Below are 10,364 nucleotides of genomic sequence, written 5' to 3'. Positions count from 1 at the left end.
GACCCCTCCCGCCCGGCCCCGGGCGCCCCGGACAGGTGACCGGGGCGCGGGCGGCGCATCCGGGGCCGGGGAGGATCGTTGCTCCGGGCATGAAGAAGATCGTGATGCCCGCCGCGCTGGCCGCGGCCGCCCTCGGGCTCGCCGCGCCCGCCCACGCCGACAGCGGCTTCGGCGGCGGGGCGGCCGCCGCGGGGAACCACTGGCAGTTCGCCGCCGCCGGGGTGTGCGTACAGGAGCTGGCCGTGGTGCCCATGGGGGCCTCCTGGACCGGGGACTCCGTGCGGCACTGCCTCACCGGCACCGGTCCCGGCCGACCCTGAGCTGCGGGGCGCCGGGCGGCGGACCCGGCGCCCGGCGCCCCGCGGCCTCAGATGCCCAGCTTCGCCGCCGTCAGCGCGGCCACCGCGGACTTCTCCCCGTCCAGCTCGATCCGGGCCGCGTCCTGCCGCCCGAACAGGAACAGGGTCAGCTCGCCCGGCTCGCCCGTGACCGTCACCACCGGGGTGCCCTTGTGGGCCACCGCCGTCTGCCCGTTCGGACGGCGCATCACCAGGCCCACGGGGGACCGGCGGCCCGTCAGCCGGGCCAGCTTCTCCAGCCGCGACCACAGCGAGTCCGAGAACACCGGATCCAGCTCCCGCGGGCTCCAGTCCGGCTGCGCCCGCCGCACGTCCTCGGCGTGCACGTAGAACTCCACGGCGTTCGCCGCCTCGTCCACCTGCTTCAGCGCGTACACCGAAGCCTTCGGCGGCCCCGTCCTGATCAGCTGGATCAGCTCCTCGTACGGCTTGGCCGCGTACTCCGCCATCGCCTTGTCCAGGCGGGCCTTCAGCACCCCCAGCAGCAGCCCCCCGGCGGCGTCCGGGCGCCGCTCCCGCACCACCACGTGCGCGGCCAGGTCACGGCAGGTCCAGCCCTCGCACAGGGTGGGGGCCTCGGGGCCCGCCTGTTCCAACAGATCGGCGAGGAGCAGTCGTTCACGCTTGGCATGGGTAGACATGCCGGCCACCCTACGGCCCGGGGCCGCCCCGTGCCCGCCCACCAGGCGGACGGACCGTCCGGACCGCCTCCCGGGCCCGGCACAATGGCCCCATGAGCACGCCCGACACCCCCGGACGCCCCCCGAGCGGCCTCGACCCGGCGATCGCCGCCCGGCTCAAGCGCTCCTCCGACGGGCTGGTGCCCGCCATCGCCCAGCAGTACGACACCGGTGAGGTGCTCATGCTCGGCTGGATGGACGACGAGGCCCTGCACCGCACCCTGACCACCGGCCGCTGCACCTACTGGTCCCGCAGCCGCTCCGAGTACTGGGTCAAGGGCGACACCTCCGGTCACGTCCAGCACGTGAAGTCCGTCGCCCTCGACTGCGACGGCGACACCCTGCTGGTGAAGGTGGACCAGGTGGGCGCCGCCTGCCACACCGGCGACCGCACCTGCTTCGACGCCGACCAGCTCCCGCTCTCGTACTAGACAGGGCCTCCCCATGGATCTCGACACCTTCCGCAAGCTGGCCGCGGACCGCCGCGTCATCCCCGTGAGCCGCCGGCTGCTCGCCGACGGGGACACCCCGGTGGCCCTGTACCGCAAGCTCGCGGCCGAGCGCACCGGCACCTTCCTGCTGGAATCCGCGGAGAACGGCCGCTCCTGGTCCCGGTACTCCTTCGTCGGAGTCCGCAGCGACGCCACCCTGACGGCCCGCGACGGGCAGGCCCACTGGATCGGCACCCCGCCCGTGGGCGTCCCCGTGGACGGGGACCCGCTCCAGGCGCTGCGCCGCACCGTCGAGGCCCTGCACACCCCCCGCGACCTGGCGGGCGGCCTGCCCCCCTTCACCGGCGGCATGGTCGGCTACCTCGGCTACGACGTCGTCCGCCGGCTGGAGAAGATCGGCGAGCACGGCCGTGACGACCTGCGGCTCCCCGAGCTGACCATGCTCCTCACCTCCGACCTGGCGGTCCTCGACCACTGGGACGGCACCGTGCTGCTGATCGCCAACGCCATCAACCACAACGACCTCGAGTCCGGGGTGGACGAGGCGTACGCCGACGCCGTGGCCCGCCTGGACGCCATGGAGGCGGACCTGGCCCGCCCCGCCCCCTACGTCCCCGCGCCGCTGCCGGCCTCCGAGCTGCCCGAGTTCTCGGCGCTGTGGGGCGGCGAGGCGTACCAGGCGGCCGTCGAGGACATCAAGGAGCGGATCCGCGCGGGCGAGGCCTTCCAGGTGGTGCCCTCGCAGCGGTTCGAGACCCCCTGCACCGCCTCCGCGCTGGACGTCTACCGGGTGCTGCGCGCCACGAACCCGTCCCCGTACATGTACCTGTTCCGCTTCGAGGGCTTCGACGTGGTCGGCTCCAGCCCGGAGGCCCTGGTCAAGGTCGAGGACGGCCGGGCCATGGTGCACCCCATCGCGGGCACCCGGCACCGCGGCGCCACCCCGCAGGAGGACCACGACCTCGCGGAGGAGCTGCTCGCCGACCCCAAGGAACGCGCCGAGCACCTGATGCTCGTCGACCTGGGGCGCAACGACCTCGGACGGGTCTGCGAGCCGGGCTCCGTGGAGGTCGTGGACTTCATGTCCATCGAGCGGTACTCGCACGTCATGCACATCGTGTCCACGGTCACCGGCCGGGTCGCCGAGGGCCGGACCGCCTTCGACGTGCTCACCGCCTGCTTCCCCGCGGGCACCCTCTCCGGGGCGCCCAAGCCCCGCGCCATGCAGATCATCGAGGAGCTGGAGCCCTCCCGGCGCGGCCTGTACGGCGGCTGCGTGGGCTACCTCGACTTCGCCGGGGACTCCGACACCGCCATCGCCATCCGCACCGCCCTGCTGCGCGACGGCACCGCGTACGTGCAGGCCGGGGCGGGGGTCGTGGCCGACTCCGACCCCGTCGCGGAGGACACCGAATGCCGCAACAAGGCGGCCGCCGTCCTCCGTGCCGTGGGCGCCGCCAACCGGCTCCGCCAGGGCTGAGCGGAGGGCCCGGAAGGCGGTAGGGGATAGTGGAGGGCGTGAGTGCCGTACCCCAGCCCCGATCCGATGCCGGGCCCGCGAAGAACGCGGCGGCGGACGGCGGAGACCCCGCCGTCGCCGCCGGAGCCGACGCCGGTCCGCGCGGTGGCCGCCGCAGCGTCGCCGTCGCCCTGCTGCTCGGCGCCCTCGGCGCCACCGTCGTCCTGTTGGCCTCCGGCCGCACCTGGGCCCGCGGCACGGCCGCGGCGGGCGGCGGGAACCTCCCGCTGTCCGCCGACGGCACCGCCGTCACCGGTGTGCCCGCCGCGCTGGCCATCGTCGGCCTGGCCGCCCTCGTCGCCGTCTTCGCCGTGCGCGGCCCGGGCCGCCTCGCGGTCTCCGGACTGCTCGCGCTGAGCGGCGCCGGAGCGGTGGCCGCGGCCCTCGCCGGAGCCTCCGACAGCAGCGCCCTCGACGCCGAGGCGGCCCGTACCACCGCCGACGCGGCGGCCACCGCGGGCGCCCTCGCGCACACCGCCTGGCCGTACGTCACCGCGGCCGGCGGCCTGCTGATCCTCCTCGCGGGACTGCTCGCCCTCCGCTTCGGCCGGACCTGGCCCGCCATGGGCGGCCGCTACGAACGCGGCGGGGCGAACGGCCGCAAGGCACCCGCACGGGTGGATCCCGACCGGCCCGAGGACCTGTGGAAGGCCCTCGACCGCGGCGAGGACCCCACCGGCTGAACCCGGCCCCGGCCGCCCGGCCGCCCGGCCCCGCCCGTCCCGCCCCGGGACGGGCCCCGCGCACCGCCCCGGACCGGCCGGGGAGGGGCGCTCCGCCGATCACCCCCCCGCGCACGTGCCGGGGTGCCCGTGCGGGACAATGGCATCCGAGCGTTCGACACAGCACGTTCGACAGAGCAACGAGGAGCTAACTCATGGCGGGCACTAGCCACGGACACACCCCGGCCGCCTGGACCGGTGTCATCATCGCCTTCATCGGTTTCTGCGTCTCGGGCGCCTTCATGGTCTTGGCCAACCCGCTCGGTTTCTGGGCCGGCCTGGTCGTGGTCGCGCTCGGCGGCGTCGTCGGCATGGGCATGCGGGCCGCGGGCTACGGGGCCAAGAAGCCGGTCCGGGCCTGAGACCCCGGTGCGGGGCCACGGCCCGCCGCCACGGCCCCCCGCACCGACACCCGCCGAAGGCGCGGCCCGTCCGGGCTGCGCCTTCGCGCGCCAACGGGCACAATCACCGCGTGGACGCCTCCGCTGACCTCCCCGCACCGCCCGCCGCCGCGCCCGGCCCCCCGGCCCCCGCGCCGGCCGGCTCCCGGCTCCGCCGGATGGCGGCCCCCGTGTTCACCTTCGCGGGCGTGGCCGCGGCCTTCGGCTACGTGGCCACGGTCGACCCGTACGAGCCCGGCCACTACCCCGTCTGCCCGCTCTTCCGGCTGACCGGCCTGCTCTGCCCCGGCTGCGGCGGACTGCGCAGCGCCCACTCCTTCGCCACCGGCGACCTCGCGGGCGCCCTCGGGGCCAACGCCGTCGCCGTCCTCGGCTACTTCCTGTTCGCCGGCTTCACCGCGCTGTGGCTGCTGCGGGCCTGGCAGGGCCGTCCCCGACCGGAACCGACCCGCCTGCTGCCCGCGGCGGGCTGGTGGGCGGTCGGCGCGCTGGTGCTGGCGTTCTCGGTGCTCCGCAACCTGCCCGCGGGCGCCGCGCTGGCCCCGTGAAAAGGGCCTCCCCGACGACGTCCGTGCAGCTGAACGCAGTACTCCGAATGTCCAGCCACTGGGACGTGCGGGCTCCTGGTGCGGAAGGCGCGGCCTCCTGCGGATACCATTTGAGGGCCGGCAGCCGGCCACATCCACCGGCCGGAACCGCCGGAGCAAACAGCCGGCTCACCCGCCGGCATCGTCACCGACCCGGAAGGGGGCCGCTCGCGTGAGTGTGCTCGACGAGATCATCGAAGGGGTCCGCGCCGACCTCGCAGAACGGCAGGCGCGCGTCAGCCTCGACGAGCTCAAGGAGCGTGCCGCCAAGGCGCCCCAGGCGAAGGACGGCGTCGCGGCCCTGCGCGGCGACGGCGTCAAGGTGATCTGTGAGGTCAAGCGGTCCAGCCCCTCCAAGGGCGCCCTGGCCGCGATCGCCGACCCGGCCGCACTGGCCGCCGACTACGAAGCGGGCGGCGCGGCCGTCATCTCGGTCCTCACCGAGCAGCGACGTTTCGGCGGATCCCTGGCCGACCTGGAAGCCGTACGCGCCCGCGTCGACGTCCCGATCCTCCGCAAGGACTTCATCGTCACGGCGTACCAGCTGTGGGAGGCCCGCGCCTACGGCGCCGACCTCGCCCTGCTGATCGTCGCGGCCCTGGAGCAGGAGGCCCTCGTCTCCCTCATCGAGCGCGCCGAGTCCATCGGCCTGACCCCGCTGGTCGAGGTCCACGACGAGGACGAGGTCGAGCGGGCCGTGGCCGCCGGCGCCAAGATCATCGGCGTCAACGCGCGCAACCTGAAGGACCTCAAGGTGGACCGCTCGACCTTCGAGCGGGTCGCCCCCGAGATCCCCGCGGGCATCGTCAAGGTCGCCGAGTCCGGCATCCGCGGACCCCACGACCTGATCGCCTACGCCAACGAGGGTGCCGACGCCGTGCTCGTCGGCGAATCCCTGGTCACCGGCCGCGACCCGAAGGCGGCCGTGGCCGACCTCGTCGCCGCCGGGGCCCACCCCGCCCTGCGCCACGGCAGGAGCTGACCCGACCGTGACCCCCGCCCGCCCCACCGCCGCCACCCGACCGGGCCTCCTGCGCCTGGCCGCGGTGCCGACGGCGCACGCGCCCCTGGCGCGCGGCTGCCGCCCCCGCGGCTGCCGCGCCCCGGCCCGGCGCGTGCACGGGCGACGGGTCCGGTACGTGATCGGCTCCGAGCCCGGCCAGGTCAACGGCATGCGATGGCGCCCCCGCACGGCGCCGTAGCGAGGAACGACACCGGGCGGCCCGCGCCGCCCGGCCCCACGGCCTGACGCCCCCGTCCGCGCGGCCGCGTACCCCCGGGTACCGCGGCCCGCCCGGACCGCGCGTCCGGACCGGCCCCGGCAGGTGCCGGGAGCCCCCGTTCCCTCGCGGCCCGGCCGCGCCCGCACCCGCCGGGTGCGCGCCCGCCGGACGGACGGCGCATACGGTGACAGCACCCGTTGCTCCCGAGAGGTACTGGCATGCCCAGCGAGTTCTTCATCCCGGACCCGGAGGGTCACGTTCCGAACGCCGAGGGCTACTTCGGCGACTTCGGCGGCAAGTTCATCCCCGAGGCCCTCGTCGCCGCCGTGGACGAGGTCGCCGTCGAGTACGAGAAGGCCAAGCAGGACCCGGCCTTCGCCGCCGAACTGGGCGACCTGATGGTCAACTACACCGGGCGGCCCAGCGCCCTCACCGAGGTCCCCCGCTTCGCCGAGCACGCGGGCGGCGCCCGGATCTTCCTCAAGCGCGAGGACCTCAACCACACCGGCTCGCACAAGATCAACAACGTGCTGGGCCAGGCCCTCCTCACCAAGCGGATGGGCAAGACCCGCGTCATCGCCGAGACCGGCGCCGGACAGCACGGCGTGGCCACCGCCACCGCCTGCGCCCTGTTCGGCCTGGAGTGCACCGTCTACATGGGCGAGATCGACACCCAGCGCCAGGCCCTGAACGTGGCCCGGATGCGGATGCTGGGCGCCGAGGTCATCGCGGTGAAGTCCGGCTCCCGCACCCTCAAGGACGCCATCAACGAGGCGTTCCGCGACTGGGTCGCCAACGTGGACCGCACCCACTACCTCTTCGGCACCGTGGCCGGACCGCACCCCTTCCCGGCCATGGTCCGCGACTTCCACCGGGTGATCGGCGTCGAGGCCCGCCGCCAGATCCTGGAGCGCGCCGGCCGGCTGCCCGACGCCGTCGCGGCCTGCGTCGGCGGCGGCTCCAACGCCATCGGCCTGTTCCACGCCTTCGTCCCCGACGCCTCCGTCCGCCTGGTCGGCTTCGAGCCCGCCGGACACGGGGTGGAGACCGGCGAGCACGCCGCCACCCTCACCGCGGGCGAGCCCGGCATCCTGCACGGCTCCCGCTCGTACGTCCTCCAGGACGAGGAGGGCCAGATCACCGAGCCCTACTCGATCTCCGCCGGCCTGGACTACCCGGGCATCGGCCCGGAGCACTCCTACCTCAAGGACAGCGGCCGCGGCGAGTACCGCGCGGTCACCGACGACGCCGCCATGCGGGCGCTCCGCCTGCTCTCCCGCACCGAGGGCATCATCCCGGCCATCGAGTCCGCGCACGCCCTCGCGGGCGCCCTGGAACTCGGCCGGGAACTGGGACCGGACGGCCTGCTGGTCGTCAACCTGTCCGGACGCGGCGACAAGGACATGGACACCGCGGCCCGCTACTTCGGGCTGTACGACGGCGAGCGCGGCGAGGGCGCGGAGGGGGAAGCGAAGTGAGCACCGAAACGACCGGCACCGCCGGCACCACCGGCACCGGCAACATCGAGCTGTTGAGCGCCACCCTCGCGAAGGCGAAGGCGGAGGACCGGGCCGCCCTGGTGGCCTACCTCCCGGCCGGGTTCCCCACCGTGGACGGCGGCATCGAGGCCGTGAAGGCCGTCATCGCCGGCGGCGCCGACATCGTCGAGGTGGGCCTGCCCCACTCCGACCCCGTCCTCGACGGCCCCGTCATCCAGACCGCCGACGACATCGCCCTCCGCGGCGGCGTCCGGATCGCCGACGTGCTCCGCACCGTCCGCGAGGCGCACGCCGCCACCGGCGCCCCGGTCCTGGTGATGACCTACTGGAACCCCATCGACCGGTACGGCGTGGAACGCTTCACCGCCGAGCTGGCCGCCGCGGGCGGCGCCGGGTGCATCCTGCCCGACCTGCCCGTCCAGGAGTCCGCGCTGTGGCGCGAGCAGGCCGCGAAGCACGGTCTCGCCACCGTCTTCGTGGTCGCGCCCAGCAGCAAGGACGAGCGCCTCGCCACCATCACCTCCGTCGGCACCGGCTTCGTGTACGCGGCCTCCCTGATGGGCGTCACCGGCACCCGCGAGTCCGTGGGCGCCCAGGCCGAGGACCTGGTCCGGCGCACCCGCGCCACCACCGACACCCCGGTCTGCGTCGGCCTCGGCGTCTCCAACGCCACCCAGGCCAAGGAGGTCGCCGCCTTCGCCGACGGCGTCATCGTCGGCTCGGCCTTCGTGCAGCGCCTGCTGGACGCCCCCGACCTGCCCACGGGTCTGGAATCCGTGCGGGCCCTGGCCGCCGAGCTCGCCGCGGGCGTGCGCCGCGGCTGAGCCCGCGACGGACGCCGGGACGCCCGTGCGGGAGACGGGCATGGAACGGCCGAGCGGCAACCGCCGACGGGTTCCGTAGCCCGTTCGGGTGGAACCGGCACCGGGGAGGCACGCGAGTGCCTCCCCGGTTCGTTTGCGGGGCGTGAGCGAGAACAACCCTGATGCGAAGCGGTCGGCCCGGGAGCGGCTCCTAGAGCAGCGCGAGCGGGACAAGGCCAAGGAGAAGCGCCGCCGGACCCTGGTCGTGGCCGGGGCCGTGGTCGGCGTCCTCGGCCTGGCCGCCGTGGTCGGCCTGATCGCGGCCAACGCGGGGAAGGACGGCGGCAAGTCCACCGCCGGCCCGGTGGTGGCCCCCTCCGGAGCCACCGGCAAGGACGCCCTGGCCGTGCAGACCGGCAAGGACGGCGCCCCGTCCACGCTGACCGTCTGGGAGGACTTCCGCTGCCCGGCCTGCAAGGCCTTCGAGGACACCTACCGCCAGACCGTCCACGAGCTGGAGGCCAAGGGGCAGCTGAAGGTGGAGTACCACCTGGTCACCCTCATCGACAACAACATGGGCGGCACCGGCTCCCTCAAGGCCGCCAACGCCGCGGCCTGTGCCCAGGACGTCGGGAAGTTCCCCGCCTACCACGACGTGCTCTTCGTGAACCAGCCGCAGGAGGTCGACGACGCTTACGGCCGGAACGCCAAGCTGATCGAGCTCGCCGCCAAGGTCCCCGGGCTCGACACCCCCGCCTTCCGCAGCTGCGTCGAGGACGGCACCCACAACTCCTGGGTGGACAAGTCGTACCAGGCCTTCCGTGCCGGGTCCTTCCGCGGCACCCCCACCGTCCTCCTCGACGGCAAGGACATCTTCTCCGACCAGGCGAACCCGCTCACCCCCGCGAAGCTCAAGCAGCAGGTCGAGGCGAAGGCGGCGGCGGCCGGTCAGGGCTGACCGGGCCGCGACCCGCCCCGCACCCGGTGCGCGGGGGACGGGCGGGTCGCGTGTGGATTTGGTTTCAGGATTGCCGGGCGGCTTGCCTTCGGTACCGCCCGGCAAGGTAGCGTCGACCCTGCCATGGAACTTGCTTACATCCCCAGCCCGTCGACCGGCGTCCTCCACCTCGGACCGGTGCCCCTGCGCGGCTACGCCTTCTGCATCATCATCGGCGTCTTCGTCGCCGTCTGGCTCGGCAACAAGCGCTGGATCGCGCGCGGCGGCAAGGCCGGCACGGTCGCCGACATCGCGGTCTGGGCCGTGCCCTTCGGCCTGGTCGGCGGACGCCTCTACCACGTGATCACCGACTACCAGCTGTACTTCGGCGAGGGTGAGAACTGGGTCGACGCCTTCAAGATCTGGGAGGGCGGCCTCGGCATCTGGGGAGCGATCGCGCTGGGCGCGGTCGGCGCGTGGATCGGCTGCCGCCGCCGCGGCATCCCGCTGCCCGCCTGGGCCGACGCCCTGGCCCCCGGCATCGCCCTGGCCCAGGCCATCGGCCGCTGGGGCAACTGGTTCAACCAGGAGCTGTACGGCCGGGCCACCGACCTGCCCTGGGCCCTGAAGATCTCCGAGGGCCCGAACCGGGTCGCGGGCACCTACCACCCGACCTTCCTCTACGAGTCCCTGTGGTGCGTGGGCGTCGCCCTGCTCGTCATCTGGGCCGACCGCCGCTTCACCCTCGGCCACGGGCGGGCCTTCGCCCTGTACGTCGCCGGCTACTGCGCGGGGCGCGGCTGGATCGAGTACATGCGGGTGGACGAGGCGCACCACGTGCTGGGGCTCCGCCTCAACGTGTGGACCGCCATCGTGGTGTTCCTCCTCGCGGTGACCTACTTCGTCCTCTCGGCCCGGCTGCGGCCCGGGCGGGAGGCCGTCGTGGAGCCGGGGGCCGAGCCGGCCGAGCCGGAGTCCGGCGAGACGAAGTCGGAGTCGGAGTCGACCTCGGGCGGGACGAAGTCGGCCGAGGCCGATGCGGCCGAATCCGAGTCCGAGTCCGGGGAGTCCGGCGGTGCCGGGGCCTCGGCCGGAGCGGCCGAAGGCGCCGAGGGGCCCGCGGCTCCGGAGGCCAAGAAGCTCTGACGTTCCGCGTGCGGTGAGGCCGGTCCCCGAGGGGGA

At 74.6% G+C, this 10,364-nt stretch carries 13 protein-coding genes; 12 read left to right on the top strand and 1 reads right to left on the bottom strand.

All coding sequences use genetic code 11. The features are described from left to right. Window positions 1-89 precede the first annotated feature (89 nt). Window positions 90-320 carry a hypothetical protein gene (locus ABTZ17_RS19475; RefSeq protein ID WP_352196888.1) on the top strand — a complete coding sequence of 77 codons (231 nt, stop codon included), beginning with the start codon at window positions 90-92 and terminating at the stop codon, window positions 318-320. 47 nt (window positions 321-367) lie between these two features. On the opposite strand, the gene ABTZ17_RS19470 is transcribed toward ABTZ17_RS19475, so the two are convergent. Further along, entirely contained in the window at window positions 368-1,000 is a 633-nt protein-coding gene (locus tag ABTZ17_RS19470; protein ID WP_352196887.1) for a TIGR03085 family metal-binding protein, read from the bottom strand. A gap of 92 nt (window positions 1,001-1,092) precedes the next feature. On the opposite strand from ABTZ17_RS19470, the gene hisI reads away from it, so the two are divergent. The 11 genes from hisI (at window position 1,093) to lgt (ending at window position 10,328) form a co-directional block, all read left to right on the top strand. After that, complete coding sequence (gene hisI, locus ABTZ17_RS19465; RefSeq protein WP_352196886.1) at window positions 1,093-1,470, top strand: phosphoribosyl-AMP cyclohydrolase; 378 nt, start codon at window positions 1,093-1,095, stop codon at window positions 1,468-1,470. A gap of 13 nt (window positions 1,471-1,483) precedes the next feature. Beyond that, complete coding sequence (locus ABTZ17_RS19460; RefSeq protein WP_352196885.1) at window positions 1,484-2,971, top strand: anthranilate synthase component I; 1,488 nt, start codon at window positions 1,484-1,486, stop codon at window positions 2,969-2,971. Between the two features lie 29 nt (window positions 2,972-3,000). Further along, on the top strand, window positions 3,001-3,693 hold the full coding sequence (locus ABTZ17_RS19455; protein ID WP_352196884.1) for a TIGR02234 family membrane protein: 693 nt from the start codon (window positions 3,001-3,003) through the stop codon (window positions 3,691-3,693). A 194-nt stretch (window positions 3,694-3,887) separates the two neighbouring features. Beyond that, window positions 3,888-4,094, top strand: coding sequence for an HGxxPAAW family protein (locus ABTZ17_RS19450; protein WP_352196883.1), 207 nt, complete (start codon window positions 3,888-3,890; stop codon window positions 4,092-4,094). A 110-nt stretch (window positions 4,095-4,204) separates the two neighbouring features. Continuing rightward, on the top strand, window positions 4,205-4,681 hold the full coding sequence (locus ABTZ17_RS19445; RefSeq protein ID WP_352196882.1) for a DUF2752 domain-containing protein: 477 nt from the start codon (window positions 4,205-4,207) through the stop codon (window positions 4,679-4,681). A gap of 211 nt (window positions 4,682-4,892) precedes the next feature. Then, on the top strand, window positions 4,893-5,702 hold the full coding sequence (gene trpC, locus ABTZ17_RS19440; protein WP_352196881.1) for an indole-3-glycerol phosphate synthase TrpC: 810 nt from the start codon (window positions 4,893-4,895) through the stop codon (window positions 5,700-5,702). Between the two features lie 7 nt (window positions 5,703-5,709). Beyond that, window positions 5,710-5,922 carry a tryptophan biosynthesis modulator TrpM gene (gene trpM / locus ABTZ17_RS19435; RefSeq protein ID WP_352196892.1) on the top strand — a complete coding sequence of 71 codons (213 nt, stop codon included), beginning with the start codon at window positions 5,710-5,712 and terminating at the stop codon, window positions 5,920-5,922. A 239-nt stretch (window positions 5,923-6,161) separates the two neighbouring features. Then, entirely contained in the window at window positions 6,162-7,421 is a 1,260-nt protein-coding gene (trpB, locus tag ABTZ17_RS19430; protein ID WP_352196880.1) for a tryptophan synthase subunit beta, read from the top strand. Next, window positions 7,418-8,266, top strand: coding sequence for a tryptophan synthase subunit alpha (trpA, locus tag ABTZ17_RS19425; RefSeq protein WP_352196879.1), 849 nt, complete (start codon window positions 7,418-7,420; stop codon window positions 8,264-8,266). The genes trpB and trpA overlap by 4 nt, the downstream gene beginning before the upstream one ends. A 142-nt stretch (window positions 8,267-8,408) precedes the next feature. Then, window positions 8,409-9,203, top strand: coding sequence for a DsbA family protein (locus tag ABTZ17_RS19420; RefSeq protein WP_352196878.1), 795 nt, complete (start codon window positions 8,409-8,411; stop codon window positions 9,201-9,203). Between the two features lie 123 nt (window positions 9,204-9,326). Then, complete coding sequence (gene lgt / locus ABTZ17_RS19415) at window positions 9,327-10,328, top strand: prolipoprotein diacylglyceryl transferase (protein WP_352196877.1); 1,002 nt, start codon at window positions 9,327-9,329, stop codon at window positions 10,326-10,328. Window positions 10,329-10,364 lie beyond the last annotated feature (36 nt).

Origin of the sequence: Streptomyces sp. NPDC097619 (genome assembly GCF_040302735.1) — a bacterium.
Taxonomy (GTDB): Bacteria; Actinomycetota; Actinomycetes; order Streptomycetales; family Streptomycetaceae; genus Streptomyces.
Note: the sequence above shows the minus strand (reverse complement) of the source record. Positions and strands in the feature narration are given on the sequence as shown.

What these genes read in the sequence shown, in the direction of transcription:
- ABTZ17_RS19475 (WP_352196888.1), top strand. Translation starts at nt 90, where the DNA reads ATGAAGAAGATCGTGATGCCCGCCGCGCTGGCCGCGGCCGCCCTCGGG.
- ABTZ17_RS19470 (WP_352196887.1), bottom strand. Translation starts at nt 1,000, where the DNA reads ATGTCTACCCATGCCAAGCGTGAACGACTGCTCCTCGCCGATCTGTTG.
- hisI (WP_352196886.1), top strand. Translation starts at nt 1,093, where the DNA reads ATGAGCACGCCCGACACCCCCGGACGCCCCCCGAGCGGCCTCGACCCG.
- ABTZ17_RS19460 (WP_352196885.1), top strand. Translation starts at nt 1,484, where the DNA reads ATGGATCTCGACACCTTCCGCAAGCTGGCCGCGGACCGCCGCGTCATC.
- ABTZ17_RS19450 (WP_352196883.1), top strand. Translation starts at nt 3,888, where the DNA reads ATGGCGGGCACTAGCCACGGACACACCCCGGCCGCCTGGACCGGTGTC.
- trpB (WP_352196880.1), top strand. Translation starts at nt 6,162, where the DNA reads ATGCCCAGCGAGTTCTTCATCCCGGACCCGGAGGGTCACGTTCCGAAC.
- lgt (WP_352196877.1), top strand. Translation starts at nt 9,327, where the DNA reads ATGGAACTTGCTTACATCCCCAGCCCGTCGACCGGCGTCCTCCACCTC.